This is a genomic window from Pseudomonas parafulva NBRC 16636 = DSM 17004, from assembly GCF_000730645.1.
GTDB lineage: Bacteria > Pseudomonadota > Gammaproteobacteria > Pseudomonadales > Pseudomonadaceae > Aquipseudomonas > Aquipseudomonas parafulva.
Window position 1 is genome coordinate 35,927 of record NZ_BBIU01000037.1, and the last position, 15,684, is coordinate 51,610.

Consider the following 15,684-nt stretch of genomic DNA (forward strand, 5'->3'; position numbering starts at 1 on the left):
TCCCATGCCTCATGAAATCTTCGAACTTGGTGACATCCAGTTGCAGTCCGGGCGTTGCCTACGTCAGGCCAGGCTAGCTTATCAGACCTACGGCAAACTCAACGCCGCGAAGGACAACGTCATCATCTACCCAACTTCGTTCGCCGCCACTCACGACGATACCGCCTGGCTGATTGGCGAGGGTCGGGCGCTCGACCCCACCAAGTACTTCATCATTGTGCCCGATGCGTTTGGCAATGGGCTGTCGAGCTCACCCAGCAACACGCCGGCGCCGCAGAATGGCAACCGATTCCCGCGCATTACCGTGCATGACAACGTGAACCAGCAATATCGCCTGCTGACCGAGAAGCTCGGCATCAGCCAGGTCCGGCTGGCTATCGGCTGGTCGTTGGGTGGCTCTCAGGCGTTCGAATGGGCGGCGGCCTACCCAGAGCAGGTCGAACGGTTGTTCACCTTTCAAAGCGCGGCGCGGACTTCACGGCATTTCCATGTATTTTTCGACAGCGTGCGCGCGGCGATCGAGCTCGACCCTGAATTCAAAGAAGGGTTCTACGCGCAGCCCCCGCACCGGGGGCTACGTGTGGCAGCACGTATCTACGCAGGCTGGGGCTTCTCCCAGGCGTTTTACCGCGAACGTCTGGACCAGCGGGTGCTGGGATATGCGTCGATCGAAGACTTCCTGATCGACTTCTGGGAGGGCTGGTTCCTCAAGCGCGATGCCAATAACCTGCTCGCCCAGCTATGGACCGGCCAGCACGCCGACATCAGCGCCAATGCCCGTTACCAAGGCGACATGGGCAAAGCGCTAGCATCGATCAAGGCCCAGACCATCATCATGCCCTCGTCCAGCGACCTGTATTTCCCGGTGCAAGACGCCGAACTGGAAGCCGCCAGCATCCCCGGGGCCGAAATGCACGTGCTTGAGTCCGATTGGGGACACGTGGCCGGTGAAGGCTTGAACGAGAAAGATACCCAGGCCATCGAATGGGCTATCGGCGAGCTACTTGGGCGCTGATGCGCCTATTCACAGCCTGGGCTTGTCTGCGCAAGCCAGTCACCTGAAAATGCACGGATCGCAGCGGTGGCGCCAACTGGTCACCGTCATCGCCTCTGAACAAGGAAATACCTGATGGCCCGCCGTACCCGCGCCGAAATGGAAGAAACCCGCGCCACGCTCCTGGCGGTAGCGCGCAAGATATTCAGTGAGCGCGGATACGCACAGACATCCATGGACGACCTGACTGCCCAAGTGGAACTCTCGCGGGGTGCGTTGTACCACCATTTTGGCAACAAACAAGGGCTGTTGGCGGCGGTGGTCGAACAGTTGGATGCTGAAATGGATGCGCGCCTGCGGGCGATCACCGATACCGCAGACGATGCCTGGGAGGGATTCTGCAAGCGCTGCCGCGCCTACCTCGAGATGGCGACAGAAGCCCCTATCCAGCGAATTGTCCTGCGTGACGCTCGCGCGGTCTTTGGAGGAGCGTCACCGGATGCGCAACGCTATTGCGTGGACTCAATGCAGCTGCTGATCGCCAACTTGATTCGCCTAAAGATCGTCGCGCCCGTTAATCCACAGGCACTGGCCTCGCTGATCTATGGCAGCCTCGCCGAGGCCGCCTTCTGGATCGCAGAGGCCGACGACGGTAAGGCGCGGCTCAGGGAAAGCGTGGCAGCGTTGAACCTGCTGCTCGCCGGGGTGCTGTTGAAGCCAGGTGACTGACCCTCAGCCTCTGCTGCCCGTTACCGACCAGCGCAGTGATTGCCCATGCCGATTGGCAGCGCTAAGGTACGCGCTAACTATTGAGTTATTTAAACGAAAAAGCCCGCCATAAGAGGCGGGCAATTCATTAAACACATCAGACTGAAGCGAACCTTCGCTTCATCCGGCGGCAGGACAAGAATAGCTCAACAAAGCCACGCTTTTCTACTCATCACCAGCCGGTTCGAATATGGTGGGTCGTGTAGGATTCGAACCTACGACCAATTGGTTAAAAGCCAACTGCTCTACCAACTGAGCTAACGACCCGTTGGATGGCGCGTATAATACTGATTTCTAACGGGAAATCAACACTTCAGCGCAATTTTTTCAAAAATACCGGGTGGGGTCGGCCTGCCCTGCAGCCCTGAAGCCTTCGGCACGCAGGCGGCAGCTGTCGCACTTGCCGCATGCGCGGCCATCATCGTCTGCCTGGTAGCAGGAAACCGTCAGGCTGTAGTCCACACCGCGGGCCATACCCGCCTGCACGATCTGCGCCTTGCTCATGTTCTGCAACGGCGCCTGAATGCGGAAACCCTGCCCTTCTACACCGGCTTTGGTGGCCAGGTTGGCCATACGCTCGAAAGCTTCGACGAACTCGGGGCGGCAGTCGGGGTAGCCGGAGTAGTCCACCGCGTTGACGCCAATGAAGATGTCGCGGGCCTGCAGTACTTCAGCCCAGCCCAACGCCAGCGACAGGAACACGGTGTTGCGCGCCGGCACGTAGGTGACCGGGATGCCTTCACCCGGGGCTTCTGGCACATCGATGCTGGTGTCGGTCAAGGCGGAACCGCCGATGCCGTCCAGGTTCAGGCCAATCACCTTGTGCTCCACCACACCCAGGTCACGTGCCACACGGGCTGCAGCATTCAGCTCAGCGCGGTGGCGCTGGCCGTAATCGAAGCTCATGGTGTAGCAGCTGTAGCCTTCGGCTTTGGCCATGGCTACGACCGTGGCCGAGTCGAGGCCACCGGACAACAGGATTACTGCGCGTTTGTCTGTCATGTCTGTCACTCTTTCAATCAACGTCCGGGCTCGTCGTTCCACAGCAGCTTGTGCAGCTGCAACTGGAAGCGTACGGGCAGGTTATCGGCGACGATCCAGTCCGCCAGGTCGCTGGCACTGACCTGGTGGTGGCTGGGCGAAAACAGCACTTCGCCCGCGCGCTCGGCCAGGTTGTACTGGATCAGTTTGGACACCGCCCAGTCGTAGTCCTCACGGGAACAGATGACGAACTTGACCTGGTCGTTTCGGGTCAGTTGCTCGATGTTCTCGTAGCGGTTGCGGTGCGACTCCTCCGAACCCGGGGTCTTGAGGTCGACCACGCGGCTGACGCGCAGGTCGGTGCCGGCGATATCGAGGGCGCCGCTGGTTTCCAGCGATACCTCGTACCCGGCATCGCACAAACGCTGCAACAACGGCAAGGCATTGGGCTGAGCCAGCGGCTCGCCGCCGGTAACGCACACATAGCGCGGTTTGAAGCCCGCTACCTGCTCAAGGATCGAATCGAGGCTGCGCACGGTGCCGCCACTGAAGGCATAGGCACTGTCGCAGTATTGACAGCGCAGGGGGCAACCGGTGAGCCGCACGAATACCGTGGGTAGCCCAGCCGTTCGCGTTTCACCCTGCAACGAGTAAAAGACTTCGGTGATGCGTAATGTGTCTTGCATGATCGCCACGGGCGTGACAGCTAAACAGGCTGCCCGCCTCCGTCAGGCACTGTCGCGGACTCGACATGGCGTTATCCGCAGCAGCGTATTTACGAAAAAAGGGCGCTGATTCTAACGAAAAAACCCGCGACAGGCGCGGGTTTCTTTCGAACGGTTACCACCAGGCAACTCAGCCTAAAGCTTTTGCAGATCTCGCTGAGCCAGTTGAGCGGCGGAGGTGCCGGGGTACTGGGTAACGACCTGCTGCAAAATACCTTTGACCTTGTCGGTGTGCCCCAGGCGACGCTCAACATCAGCAAGCTTATAGAGCGAGTCAGGCACCTTGCTGTGCTTGGGGTACTTCTGGCTGACCTGGGCGAAGGCCTGGCTGGCACCTTGCAGGTCACCTTTGGCCAGGTTCACTTCGCCCAGCCAATACTGGGCATTGCCCGCATACTGGCTGTTGGGGTATTTGCGCAGGAAGGCGTTGAACGCCTGGCTGGCCTTGTCGAAGTCTTTCTGTTTAATCAGGTCGAAGGCGGCATCGTAGTAGAGCTTTTCCTTCGCCGGGTCACCGGGCTCGCTGTTGGCGGCCGGTTGTTGGGCTGCAGCACCTGCTGCTGCCCCGGTGGCGGCGCCAGAGGCACCACTACCAGCAGAATTGTCAGGGGTCGCGGCAGGCGCGGCGCCACTGTTGATGCGACGGTCCAGGTCCTGGTAACGCTCCAGGTTTTCCTGCTTCATGCGCGACACATCGTTTTGCAGCTCTTCGATGATGCCTTGCTGGCGGGAAAGCTGATCCTGCATCTGTTGCAGCTGCATGAACAGCTGGCCCTGTGCAGAGGCAGGGGCCGAAGCCCCTGACCCGGCATAGGCGCCGCTCGTGCCATAACCCGCAGGCGGATAGCTGCCTGAGTTGTCATCTACTACAGGGACTGCAGCCCACGCCGAAAGGGGCAGGCTGAGTGCGAGGACGGTTACTGCACGGCGGCACATACGCATAAGAACTTACTTACGCAGTTCTACGCGACGGTTTTGAGCCCAGGACTGCTCGTCGTTGCCAGTGGCAACTGGACGCTCTTCACCGTAGGAAACCACTTCCAGCTGAGCAGGGGAAACGCCCTGCAGAACCAGGTAGCGCTGAACGGCCTTGGCACGACGCTCGCCCAGAGCCATGTTGTACTCACGGGTACCGCGCTCGTCGGTGTTACCTTCCAGAACGACACGGTTGCCGTTGGCTTTCAGGTCCTTGGCGTGAACATCCAGAGCGCGCATGGCTTCTGGCTTCAGGTCCGAGCTGTCGTATTCGAAGTAGAAGGTGGTGATTGCGCGCAGAGCGGCTTCTTCGCTCAGGGAACCGTCTACTGCGCCGGTGTTTGCACCGTAGCCAGCGTTCGGGTCAACGGCGCCAGCGCCTTCACCAGCATTGTCACCGCCCTTCGAGGAGCAACCTACAGCCACGGCCATGGCCAGAGCCAGCGCAGCGAATTTACCAAACTTCAGCATTTCCATCGTGAAACTCCTAATGAAACCCCAGTGTGTTAAGCAAAACGTATTACGCCGCAATCAGTTCAGGTAAGGGGACCAGGACGGTTCTCTGACTTCGCCTTGAGCGGTAGGAAGTGGGAGCCTCACGCGGCCATTAAGCGACACGAGCATCAAGACTCCCCGGCCCTGCTGGCGGGTGGCGTAGATTAGCATGGTGCCGTTGGGCGCAACAGTGGGAGACTCATCAAGACTGGTCTCCGAGAGAATCTTTACACTTCCGCGTTGCAAGTCCTGGGCCGCAACTTTGAAGTTGGTGAAGCCCTGCTGACGGTGAATCATGACCAAGGTCTTTTCGTCAGCCGACAGTTTCGGGTTGGCATTGTAGTTACCCACGAAGGTAACGCGTTCTGCACTGCCACCACTGACCGACTGTTTGTAGATCTGTGGCTTGCCGCCGCGGTCCGAGGTGAAGTACAGGGTGTTGCCATCCTTGCCCCAGAACGGTTCGGTATTGATGCCCGGGCCGGCGGTTACGCGGCTGATCTGACGCGACGCCACGTTCATCACATAGATGTCCGGGTTACCGTCCTTGGACAGCACGAATGCCAGGCGCGAGCCGTCAGGCGACCAGGCAGGTGCGCCGTTGAGGCCTTCGAAGTTGGTGATCTGCTCGCGACGGCCCGTGTCGATGTGCTGGATGAAGATGCGCGGGCGACGCTGCTCGAACGACACGTAGGCGATGCGCTTGCCATCCGGCGCGAAGCGCGGCGACAGGATCGGCTCACGCGACTGCAGCAGGGTGACCGCACGTGCACCATCGTAGTCCGAACGCTGCAAGGTGTAGCGGGTGTTGTTGGTGGAGAAGCGCTCGGCAGTGACGTACAGCATGCGGGTAGAGAAAGCACCCTTGATGCCGGTGAGCTTCTCGAACGACTGGTCGGCAATGTAGTGCGACATGTCGCGCAACTGGTCGGCCGTGCCGGCCACGCTGCCGGTCAGGACCTGCTGCTCGGTAGCCACGTTGAACAGGGCGTACTGCACCTGCAGGCGGCCACCGGACGGCACGATGCTGCCGACCATCACGTACTGGGCACCCAGCGCTTTCCAGTCACGGAAGATGACTTCGCTGGCCTGGGACGGCTGGCTGATCATGTTCTGACGCGGAATGGGCGAGTAGTAGCCCGAGTTGCGCAGGTCGTTACCGATGATGTCTGCCATGTCTTCAGGCAGCACGCTCCCGCCCTGGACGGCAAAGGGTACCACCGCGATGGGTGTGGCCCGGTCGCTACCACTGGTGACCAGGATGTTCTTTTCCTCTGCTACGGCCATGCCTGCCACGCAGCACAGCATGACCAGCAGTCCTCTCAGACGTTTAATCACAACGCTAGATCCTCAGGTGTAAATGTCATCTTGAACGAGCGATACCGGTTGAAATCGCTCGGCTTCATACCCTGCATTTCAGTCAGACGACCGATGTTCTTCATGGCGGCCACTGCCGAACTGTCAAACGGGCCGTCGCCACTGGAGCGCAGCACGCTCACATTGGTGATGGTGCCATCCGGCAGCATGCTGACCTGCAGGACTACCGTCATGCCTTTGCGTGCCGAAGGGGGCCGCGCCCAACCTTCTGCTGCACGCATGCGGATCAGGTCGTCGAAATCGCCGGCCACCTGGTCACCCTGCTCGTCCGCCAATGCCTGCTGACGCTCAGTGGTGTCGGACAACAGCTCGGCCAGTGCCTGCGCCTTCTTGTCCTCAGCCGCCTTGCGCGCTGCTTCCTGGGCCTTTTTCTTCTGGGCATCTGCCGCGGCCTTTTTCTTGGCCTCTTCAGCTGCCTTTTTCTTCGCGTCCTCGGCTGCCGCCTTTTTCTTGGCGTCCTCGGCCGCTTTTTTCTTCGCCTCTTCGGCTGCCTTTTTCTTGGCATCCTCTGCGGCTTGTTTCTTCGCCTCTTCAGCCGCCTGCTTCTTGGCCTCGTCCTCGGCTTTTTTCTTCGCTTCGTCTTCGGCTTTTTTCTTGGCAATGTCGGCTTGCTGTTTTTCCGCCGCTTTTTTGGCCTCTTCGGCCTTCTTCGCTTCGGCCGCTTTCTTGGCTTCGGCCGTTTTTGCAGCTTCCTCGGCTTTTTTGGCCTCGGCCGCCTCGCGGGCTTCCTCGGCCTTTTGAGCAGCGTCGGCTTTCTTTTGTTCCGCCGCTTTCACAGCTTCCTGCTCGACTTTCTTCTGCTCCAGCTGCTCGACCTCGGTCTGGCGCGAAGCGGTTTTCTTCGCTTCCCCGGCAATCTTCTGGTTGGTCTGGGTGGTCGCCTGGCTCTTGGACTTGAGCTGATACAGCGTAGCCTGAACGATCGGCTTGGACGGCGGCAGCTCTGGGGTCATGGCGAAGCTGACGAACAGCAAGGCAAACACCAGCACATGCAGGCCGATGGCCCAGACACTGGGCCAGAAGTAGCTTTCCGAGGCGGATGGCTCTCGCTGTTGCATCAGGGCGCCTCGGTAATCAGGCCAACGTTACCGACACCGGCTTTCTGCAGCCCGCCCATGGCACCCATGACCGCGCCATAGTCCACGGCCTTGTCGCCGCGGATGAAGACCTGGGTCTGTTTGCCCTGGTCGCGGCCGGCGGCAATGATCTTGGTCACAGCGTCGGTCATGGCCGGCAAGGTCATGGCCTTGTCCATCTGCTTGTCGGTGTCGACTTCACTGCCGAGGTTCCAGTAGTAGGTCTTGTCGGCCTTGATGGAAATGGTAAGGATCTGGACGTTGTTGTCCTGCGGCAAGGCTTCGCTGGAAACCTTGGGCAGGTCTACCTTGACGCCCTGGTTGAGCATGGGCGCCGTCACCATGAAGATGACCAGCAGTACCAGCATCACGTCGATGTAGGGCACCACGTTCATCTCGGCGACGGGCTTGCGTTTGTGGCGAACTCGGGCCATGGGCTTCTACCTGATTACTCTTCGCTGGTGTGCACTTTACGGTGCAGGATCGCCTGGAACTCGTCGGCGAAGGTGTAGTAGCGGCCGATCAGCGTTTCACTGCGCGCCGCGAAGCGGTTGTAGGCAATGACCGCCGGGATTGCCGCGAACAGGCCGATGGCTGTAGCGATCAGGGCCTCGGCGATACCGGGGGCAACAGTGGCCAGGGTGGCCTGTTGGGCGCTGGCCAGGCCGCGGAAGGAGTTCATGATCCCCCATACGGTACCGAACAGGCCGATGTACGGGCTGGTGGAACCCACGGTCGCCAGGAACGGCAGGCTTTGCTCGAGCTTTTCTTCCTCGCGGGAAATGGCAACGCGCATGGCACGGCCTACGCCTTCCATGACCGCGTCCGGGTCAACCCCCGGTTGCTGGCGCAGGCGCGAGAATTCCTTGAAACCGGCACGGAAGACCTGCTCCACACCCGAATCCGGGTCTGGGTTGCTACCGGCCTGGCGGTACAGCTTGGACAGGTCGATACCCGACCAGAAGCGCTCTTCGAAGGCATCCAGCGCACGACGACCGGCGCGCAGCATGGTGCTGCGCTGAAAAATCATGATCCACGAGGTGACCGAGGCGGCCACCAGGGTCAGCATCACCAACTGCACCACTACGCTGGCATTGCTGACCAGACTCCACATGGAGGTATGGTCGACGACGTTAGCTTCCACGCTTATTCTCCTGCATTCGATTGATTACCCGAGCAGTCGGCCACAAAGGCGTCGCGCAGCTCCGGGGGGATGGCTCGGGGTTTGAAAGTGTCGGCGCGCACAGCGGCCACCAGGAACTGCCCTTCGCAGAGCAGCGTTTCATCCTTTTCCCGCCAGACCTGCTGCACGAAGCGCAGGCTGGCGCGATTGAGTTCAAGTACTTGCGCGGTAACCCGCAGTTCGTCGTCCAGCCGCGCCGGCGCGTGGTAACGCGCTTCGCTGGAGTGGACCACAAACAGCAGGTTGCCCTGCGCCAGCTGCGACTGGGAAAAACCCAGGTGCCGCAAGCGTTCGGTGCGCGCGCGCTCCATGAATTTCAGGTAATTGACGTAATACACCACGCCGCCAGCATCGGTATCTTCGTAATAGACGCGACAACGGTGTGCAAAGGGTTCCAGGCCATTTAGCGCGCGCATACTCTAGTGCTTACTCCTCGCCTTGCCAATCCGCTGTGGCAACTGTTTTTTCATCGTTCATGTCGTATTGCCAGCGCCCATGCAGCCTGCCAGCGGTAGGACCACGAAAAGCCGTTTTCGATCTGTCATTCATCGCCCGTTTGGGAAAAAACGGCGCCCTCCCCCAGCTGCCCCGGCACGTCGAGGCCGAAATGCAGGTAGGCATGACGGGTGACCACACGCCCGCGCGGTGTGCGCATGATGTAGCCCTGCTGGATCAGGTAGGGTTCGAGCACGTCCTCGATGGTGTGGCGCTCTTCGCTGATGGCGGCCGCCAGGTTGTCGACCCCCACCGGGCCCCCGTCGAACTTCTCGATCATGGTCAACAACAGGCGACGGTCGGAATGATCGAAGCCGCGCTCGTCCACATCCAGCAGGTTCAGCGCCATGTCGGCTACCGCCTTGGTGATCTGGCCTTTGCCCCGCACTTCGGCATAGTCGCGCACCCGGCGCAGCAGGCGGTTGGCAATGCGCGGGGTGCCGCGCGCGCGGCGGGCGATTTCATAGGCGCCGAGGTCTTCGATGACCAGACCCAGAATGCTTGCCGAGCGGCTGACGATGGTCGCCAGGTCCTTGTCGCTGTAGAACTCCAGGCGCTGGACGATGCCGAAGCGGTCGCGCAACGGGTTGGTGAGCATGCCCGCACGGGTCGTGGCGCCGACCAGGGTGAACGGTGGCAGGTCGAGCTTGATGGACCGGGCGGCAGGCCCCTCTCCGATCATGATATCGAGCTGAAAGTCTTCCATGGCCGGGTACAGCACTTCTTCGACGACGGGTGACAGCCGGTGGATTTCGTCGATGAACAGAACGTCGTGGGGCTCCAGGTTGGTCAGCATCGCGGCCAGGTCCCCAGGCCGCTCGAGGATAGGCCCCGAAGTGCTCTTGACCGAGACACCCATCTCATGGGCGATGATGTTGGCCAAGGTAGTTTTGCCCAAACCCGGGGGGCCGAAGATCAGCGTGTGGTCAAGCGATTCGCTGCGCCCCCGTGCGGCTTGGATGAACAGTGCCATCTGCTCGCGCACTACCGGCTGGCCGATGTACTCGTCCAGGCGTAATGGCCGGATCGCGCGGTCTTGCACGTCTTCGCGGTCGCGGCCACTGGCGGCGATCAGGCGGTCGGCTTCGATCACTTGGTAATCATCCCCTTGAGGCTGCGACGGATCAGCTCTTCACTGCTCAGGCTGGCCTTGTCCTTGATGGCCCCGATGGCCTTGCTCGCTTCTTGCGGCTTGTAGCCCAGCGAAACGAGGGCGCTGACGGCGTCGGCTTCGGCGGTTGATTCACTGGCCACCGGCAACGGCCCGTCCGATACCAGGGTGAACATGGCCGGGGACGTTTCCCAGGCCTTGAAGCGGTCCTTGAGCTCGACCAGCAGGCGCTCGGCGGTTTTCTTGCCAACGCCCGGCACACGCACCAGTGCCGAGGTGTCCTGAGCCTGTACGCAGCGCACCAGCTCGTCGACTTCCAGGCCCGACATCAGCGCCAGCGCCAGCTTGGGCCCTACGCCATTGAGGCGGATCAGTTCACGAAACAACTCGCGCTCGCGCTTTTCGGCAAACCCGTACAGCAGGTGGGCGTCCTCGCGCACCACCAGGTGGGTGTGCACGGTCACTGGCTCGCCAACCTTGGGCAGGCGATACAGGGTGGTCATGGGCACTTCGAGCTCGTAGCCCACGCCATTGACGTCGATAATCAGGTGCGGGGGCTGCTTTTCCGCCAGAGTGCCGCGCAATCTTCCAATCACGTTCCGATCCTTATTCTCGGGGAGCCGGTCGCAGACCGCTCAACCCTATCAGCAAATGCGGCGGGTGAACGCGCCACCCGCACATAATGTGTATCAGCGCATGAAGCGCCTACAGACGCAAGCGCCCGCCGCGCCGGCGCGCCGTGGCCAGGCCGTGGGGCACCAGGCTGGAACGGGTGTGGGCGTGGCACAAGGCGATGGCCAGGGCATCGGAGGCGTCGATCTGCGGTTTTTGCGTGAGCTTGAGCAGGTGCATGACCATCATCATCACCTGCTCTTTGTTGGCGCCGCCGGTGCCGGCCACCGCCTGCTTGACCTGGGTGGCGCTGTACTCGGCGATCTCAAGGCCCGCCTCGGCGGCCGCCACGATCGCAGCCCCCCGGGCCTGGCCCAGCTTGAGCGCCGAATCGGCATTGCGGGCCATGAACACCCGCTCGATGCCCATGGTCACCGGGCCGTGCTGGGCGATGACTTCACTGACCCCGCGAAACACGATCTGCAACCGCTCATGCAGCTCGCCGCTGCCGGTGCGGATGCAGCCTGACGCCACATACTCGCAGCCGCGGGCGGTCTGGCGCACCACGCCGTAACCGGTGATGCGCGAGCCGGGGTCGATACCTAGAATCAGAGTCATAGCGCCTGTCGAAAAAAATGATGCATGCTGCAAACGGTACGGCCCTTTCGCGGCGGTACGGCGCTGCGAGTCTATCGGAGCGCCGTACCGCCGCGAAAGGGCCGGTGCAAGCAAAGAAAAGCCTGAATGCCTGGTTGGAGCTACCAGAACACCCTAGCCGAGGTTTTCCATGATCTCGTCGGAGATCTGCGCATTGGAATAGACGTTCTGCACGTCGTCCAGGTCTTCGAGCATGTCGATCAGCTTGAGTACCTTTTCAGCGCCATCCTGGTCCAACTCGGCGCTGGTGGTCGGCTGCATGACGATCTCCGCATCCGCCGCCTTGAAACCCGCCTCTTCCAGCGCATTGCGCACGGCATAGAAGCTGTTGAACGACGTAAACACCTCGAACGAGCCATCATCGTTGGCTACCACGTCGTCGGCATCGGCCTCCATCGCAGCTTCCATCAGGGCGTCTTCGTCTACCCCCGGGGCGAAACTGATCTGGCCCTTGCGCTCGAACAGATACGCCACCGAACCGTCGGTGCCCAGGTTGCCCCCGCATTTGGTGAAGGCATGGCGCACAGCCGCAGCCGTGCGGTTGCGGTTGTCGGTCATGGCTTCGACCATGATCGCCACGCCGCCTGGGCCGTAACCTTCGTAGCTGAGCTCTTCGACGTTGTCGCTTTCGTTGGTACCGGCACCACGTGCCACGGCCCGATCAATAATGTCGCGGCTCATGTTGGCACCCAGGGCCTTATCCAGCGCCAGGCGCAGGCGCGGGTTGGAGGCCGCGTCCGGGCCGCCCTGCTTGGCAGCGACGGTCAGCTCACGGATCCACTTGGTGAAGACCTTGCCTCTCTTGGCATCCTGGCGCTCTTTGCGGTGCTTGATGTTCGCCCACTTGGAATGGCCTGCCATAACGACTCCCGATCCTTGAAACAGAAACAGGTTCCGCCCCGAAGGGCGGAACGTGGAAAGACTGCGCCGAAGCGCATGGGCGCATCCGCCGGATACGCCCGGGGCCGATTACTCGACCTTGGTCTGCTCGCGCAGACGGATGTGCAGCTCGCGCAGGGCCTTGGCATCGACCAGGCCTGGGGCCTGGGTCATGACGCACGCGGCACTCTGGGTTTTCGGGAAGGCGATCACTTCACGAATCGACTGGGCGCCAGTCATCAGCATGACCAGGCGGTCCAGACCGAAGGCCAGGCCGCCGTGGGGCGGTGCACCGAACTTCAGGGCATCGAGCAGGAAGCCGAACTTCTCTTCCTGTTCCGCCGCTTCGATACCCAGCAGGCGGAACACGGCCTGCTGCATTTCCTTGCGGTGGATACGGATGGAACCGCCACCCAGCTCAGTGCCGTTGAGCACCATGTCGTAGGCGCGGGACAGGGCCGTGGCAGGGTTGGCCTCAAGCTCCTGCGGGGTGCACTTCGGCGCGGTGAACGGGTGGTGCAACGCCGTGAAGCTGCCGTCTTCGTTCTCTTCGAACATCGGGAAGTCGACGACCCACATCGGTGCCCACTCGCAGGTGAACAGCTCGAAGTCGTGACCCAGGCGGATACGCAGCGCGCCCAGGGCCTCGCTGACGATCTTGAACTTGTCTGCACCGAAGAACACGATGTCGCCGTCTACAGCGCCTACGCGGTCGAGGATGGTGTTGAGGTTGGCCTCGGGGATGTTCTTGACGATCGGCGACTGCAGGCCTTCGACCCCTTTGGCGCGCTCGTTGACCTTGATGTATGCAAGGCCGCGGGCACCATAGATGCCGACGAACTTGGTGTACTCGTCGATCTTGCTGCGCGGCATGCTGGCGCCGCCTGGCAGGCGCAGGGCGGTGACGCGGCATTTCGGATCGTTGGCCGGGCCGGCGAACACCTTGAAATCGACGTCCTTGAGCTGGTCGGCAACATCGACCAGTTCCAGCGGGATACGCAGGTCTGGCTTGTCGGAGCCGTAGCGGCGCATGGCTTCTTCGAAGGTCATGTGCGGGAAATCGCCGAACTCCAGGTCCAGCACTTCCTTGAACAGCTTGCGGATCATGCTCTCGGTCAGGCCCATGATCTCGGACTCGTCCAGGAAGCTGGTCTCGATGTCGATCTGGGTGAATTCCGGCTGGCGATCTGCGCGCAGGTCTTCGTCACGGAAGCACTTGGCGATCTGGTAGTAGCGGTCGAAGCCGGCCACCATCAGCAGTTGCTTGAACAGCTGCGGCGACTGTGGCAAGGCAAAGAAGCTGCCGGCGTGGGTACGGCTTGGCACAAGGTAGTCACGCGCGCCTTCTGGGGTGGCACGGGTGAGGATCGGGGTTTCCACATCCAGGAAGCCGTTTTCGTCGAGGAAGCGGCGGATGCTGCTGGTGATGCGCGAACGCAGGCGCAGCTTGTCGGCCATTTCCGGGCGACGCAGGTCGATGAAGCGATAGCGCAGGCGGGTTTCTTCGCCCACGTCGGAGTATTCGTTCAACGGGAACGGCGGGGTTTCGGCTTCGTTCAGCACATTGAGCTGATAACCAAGGATTTCGATGGCGCCGGACGCCATGTTGGCATTGACCGCACCGTCAGGGCGCTTGCGCACCTTGCCGGTGACCTGCACGACGTACTCGCTGCGCACGCGGTCAGCAGCGGCGAAGGTGTCGGCGCGGTCCGGGTCGAACACGACCTGGGCCATGCCCTCGCGGTCACGGATGTCGAGGAAGATCACCCCGCCGTGGTCCCGGCGACGATGGACCCAGCCGCAAAGGGTGACTTCCTGGCCGTCCAGGCTCTCGTTCAGTTGGCCGCAATAATGGCTGCGCATCATGATGGTGGTTTCGCTTCTCGTGATTCGTGTATTCGGTGGAGGCCTTGGCCGCCCGGAGGGCTAATACTGCAAGACCCGGTCACAGCATTCAACTCAGTCGGCCTTGTCGCCGCCTGCCAGGTTCTTCTTGGCGCCAGTCTTGAAGTCGGTTTCGTACCAGCCGTTACCGCTGAGGCGGAAACCGGGTACCGACAGCAACTTCTTCAGCGCCGGGGCCTGACAGGCCGGGCAGTCGGTAAGCGGCGCGGCGCTGATTTTCTGCAGCACCTCCATGCGGTGCTCGCAGGACGCACATTGATAGTCATAAAGGGGCATGGGTGTCTCTCGTGAACCACAACGCTGGCTGCCGGGGCAGCAAAAAGCGGGATTATATATGGTTAACCGACACTGCGCAGCCTGCCGGGCGATCAGTGCGCAGCTGGCGGGTCCTGCAGCCATGCCACACAGATCACACGGATGAGGCCACTGAAGTTGCGCACCCCACCCTGGCGCAGGTGTATTTCGCGGTCCACGTAGGACAGTACCGCGCTGACCGAGCAGTGGTTCACCGCAGCGATGCGCTCCAGGATGCTCCAGTACACCGCCTCCAGGCGCAGGCAGGTTGAAAACCCGTTGAGCCGTACCGAGCGCGACACGGGCTGTGTCTGCAGCATGTCGAAGTCGGCCTTGAAGGGGTCGATGCACTGCTTGCCAGGCCAACGCCCCTGGCCTGTCGTACGTTTGCTCGCGCGGATCATCTGCCACACCTCCTCGTATCAGGTACCAGGGGGTGTATGAAGCGCCGATCGGTCGGCACTGAGCAGCGGCAAAGCCTTCCCGCACAAATCACAAAGGCCCGGTCGGTTACCCGGGCCGGGCCCTCGCGTACAGTGCCTGCTACTTGCCGTCGAGCAGCACTCGCAACATCCAGGCGGTTTTTTCGTGAACCTGCATGCGCTGGGTCAGCAGGTCGGCAGTAGGCTCGTCACTGACCTTGTCCACCACCGGGAAGATGCTGCGCGCCGTGCGCACCACGGTTTCCTGCCCCTGTACCAACTGGCGGATCATTTCATCGGCATGGGGCACCCCTTCCTCCTCCTCGATCGAGGAGTGGCGGGCATAAAATGCATACGAACCGGGTGCCGGAAAGCCCAGTGCACGGATACGCTCGGCGATGGCGTCGACTGCCAGCGCCAGCTCGTTGTATTGCTCTTCGAACATCAGGTGCAAGGTACGGAATGATGGCCCGGTGACGTTCCAGTGAAAATTATGGGTTTTCAGATACAGCACGTACGTGTCCGACAGCAGGCGGGACAGCCCATCGACGATGGACTTGCGATCTGCTTCATTGATGCCGATATCGATTGCCATGACGTTCCCCTTCTGAAAGCTTGAGACCCAAACGGGTGCCGACCACTGTAGCAATACCTGGGGCGTTGCGCCTGTGACAAGGCGTTGCAGGCCACCCGCGAACGCCCTGCGGTTTGAGTACCCTGCGGCTTTACTGTTAA

Annotated in this window: 19 protein-coding genes and 1 tRNA gene; 2 read left to right on the plus strand and 18 right to left on the minus strand. The window is 61.4% G+C overall.

Annotated elements, in window-relative coordinates:
* Nucleotides 1-4 precede the first annotated feature (4 nt).
* Both PPA02S_RS19650 and PPA02S_RS19655 read left to right on the plus strand, forming a co-directional pair.
* A complete protein-coding gene (locus tag PPA02S_RS19650; protein ID WP_028634610.1) occupies nt 5-1,015 on the plus strand; it encodes an alpha/beta fold hydrolase in 1,011 nt (336 codons plus the stop codon).
* A 114-nt stretch (nt 1,016-1,129) separates the two neighbouring features.
* Nucleotides 1,130-1,723, plus strand: coding sequence for a TetR/AcrR family transcriptional regulator (locus PPA02S_RS19655; protein ID WP_028634609.1), 594 nt, complete (start codon nt 1,130-1,132; stop codon nt 1,721-1,723).
* Between the two features lie 230 nt (nt 1,724-1,953).
* Here the strand turns inward: PPA02S_RS19655 and PPA02S_RS19660 are convergent.
* The 18 genes from PPA02S_RS19660 to PPA02S_RS19745 all read right to left on the minus strand — a co-directional run bounded on the left by PPA02S_RS19660 (nt 1,954) and on the right by PPA02S_RS19745 (nt 15,544).
* Nucleotides 1,954-2,029, minus strand: a tRNA-Lys gene (locus tag PPA02S_RS19660).
* 60 nt (nt 2,030-2,089) lie between these two features.
* A complete protein-coding gene (gene queC / locus PPA02S_RS19665; RefSeq protein ID WP_028634608.1) occupies nt 2,090-2,764 on the minus strand; it encodes a 7-cyano-7-deazaguanine synthase QueC in 675 nt (224 codons plus the stop codon).
* Nucleotides 2,765-2,781: 17 nt separating this feature from the next.
* Entirely contained in the window at nt 2,782-3,429 is a 648-nt protein-coding gene (queE, locus tag PPA02S_RS19670) for a 7-carboxy-7-deazaguanine synthase QueE (RefSeq protein WP_028634607.1), read from the minus strand.
* Between the two features lie 174 nt (nt 3,430-3,603).
* Nucleotides 3,604-4,410: a tol-pal system protein YbgF gene (gene ybgF / locus PPA02S_RS19675; protein ID WP_028634606.1), complete on the minus strand. Its 807-nt coding sequence runs from the start codon at nt 4,408-4,410 to the stop codon at nt 3,604-3,606.
* 6 nt (nt 4,411-4,416) lie between these two features.
* Complete coding sequence (gene pal, locus PPA02S_RS19680) at nt 4,417-4,920, minus strand: peptidoglycan-associated lipoprotein Pal (RefSeq protein ID WP_023536326.1); 504 nt, start codon at nt 4,918-4,920, stop codon at nt 4,417-4,419.
* A 54-nt stretch (nt 4,921-4,974) separates the two neighbouring features.
* Nucleotides 4,975-6,246, minus strand: a complete 1,272-nt coding sequence (gene tolB, locus PPA02S_RS19685; RefSeq protein WP_033728126.1) for a Tol-Pal system beta propeller repeat protein TolB — start codon at nt 6,244-6,246, stop codon at nt 4,975-4,977.
* A 26-nt stretch (nt 6,247-6,272) separates the two neighbouring features.
* Nucleotides 6,273-7,373 (minus strand): cell envelope integrity protein TolA, encoded by a 1,101-nt coding sequence (gene tolA / locus PPA02S_RS19690; RefSeq protein WP_033728125.1) that lies wholly within the window; start codon nt 7,371-7,373, stop codon nt 6,273-6,275.
* Complete coding sequence (gene tolR, locus PPA02S_RS19695) at nt 7,373-7,825, minus strand: protein TolR (protein ID WP_003254760.1); 453 nt, start codon at nt 7,823-7,825, stop codon at nt 7,373-7,375. The genes tolA and tolR overlap by 1 nt, the downstream gene beginning before the upstream one ends.
* Before the next feature lie 14 nt (nt 7,826-7,839).
* Nucleotides 7,840-8,535, minus strand: coding sequence for a protein TolQ (tolQ, locus tag PPA02S_RS19700; RefSeq protein ID WP_023536305.1), 696 nt, complete (start codon nt 8,533-8,535; stop codon nt 7,840-7,842).
* Nucleotides 8,536-8,537: 2 nt separating this feature from the next.
* Nucleotides 8,538-8,990 carry a tol-pal system-associated acyl-CoA thioesterase gene (gene ybgC / locus PPA02S_RS19705; RefSeq protein WP_028634603.1) on the minus strand — a complete coding sequence of 151 codons (453 nt, stop codon included), beginning with the start codon at nt 8,988-8,990 and terminating at the stop codon, nt 8,538-8,540.
* A 125-nt stretch (nt 8,991-9,115) separates the two neighbouring features.
* Nucleotides 9,116-10,162, minus strand: a complete 1,047-nt coding sequence (gene ruvB, locus PPA02S_RS19710) for a Holliday junction branch migration DNA helicase RuvB (protein WP_028634602.1) — start codon at nt 10,160-10,162, stop codon at nt 9,116-9,118.
* The gene (gene ruvA / locus PPA02S_RS19715; protein ID WP_028634601.1) at nt 10,159-10,776 is read right to left on the minus strand and encodes a Holliday junction branch migration protein RuvA; all 618 of its coding nucleotides are present in this window, start codon (nt 10,774-10,776) and stop codon (nt 10,159-10,161) included. The genes ruvB and ruvA overlap by 4 nt, the downstream gene beginning before the upstream one ends.
* A 109-nt stretch (nt 10,777-10,885) precedes the next feature.
* Complete coding sequence (gene ruvC, locus PPA02S_RS19720) at nt 10,886-11,410, minus strand: crossover junction endodeoxyribonuclease RuvC (RefSeq protein WP_028634600.1); 525 nt, start codon at nt 11,408-11,410, stop codon at nt 10,886-10,888.
* 153 nt (nt 11,411-11,563) lie between these two features.
* The gene (locus PPA02S_RS19725; RefSeq protein ID WP_028634599.1) at nt 11,564-12,310 is read right to left on the minus strand and encodes a YebC/PmpR family DNA-binding transcriptional regulator; all 747 of its coding nucleotides are present in this window, start codon (nt 12,308-12,310) and stop codon (nt 11,564-11,566) included.
* A gap of 108 nt (nt 12,311-12,418) precedes the next feature.
* Complete coding sequence (aspS, locus tag PPA02S_RS19730) at nt 12,419-14,194, minus strand: aspartate--tRNA ligase (protein WP_028634598.1); 1,776 nt, start codon at nt 14,192-14,194, stop codon at nt 12,419-12,421.
* 93 nt (nt 14,195-14,287) lie between these two features.
* On the minus strand, nt 14,288-14,509 hold the full coding sequence (locus PPA02S_RS19735; RefSeq protein WP_003254776.1) for an FmdB family zinc ribbon protein: 222 nt from the start codon (nt 14,507-14,509) through the stop codon (nt 14,288-14,290).
* A gap of 92 nt (nt 14,510-14,601) precedes the next feature.
* On the minus strand, nt 14,602-14,931 hold the full coding sequence (locus tag PPA02S_RS19740; protein WP_028634597.1) for a ribbon-helix-helix domain-containing protein: 330 nt from the start codon (nt 14,929-14,931) through the stop codon (nt 14,602-14,604).
* 139 nt (nt 14,932-15,070) lie between these two features.
* The gene (locus PPA02S_RS19745; protein WP_028634596.1) at nt 15,071-15,544 is read right to left on the minus strand and encodes a Dps family protein; all 474 of its coding nucleotides are present in this window, start codon (nt 15,542-15,544) and stop codon (nt 15,071-15,073) included.
* Nucleotides 15,545-15,684: the final 140 nt, after the last annotated feature.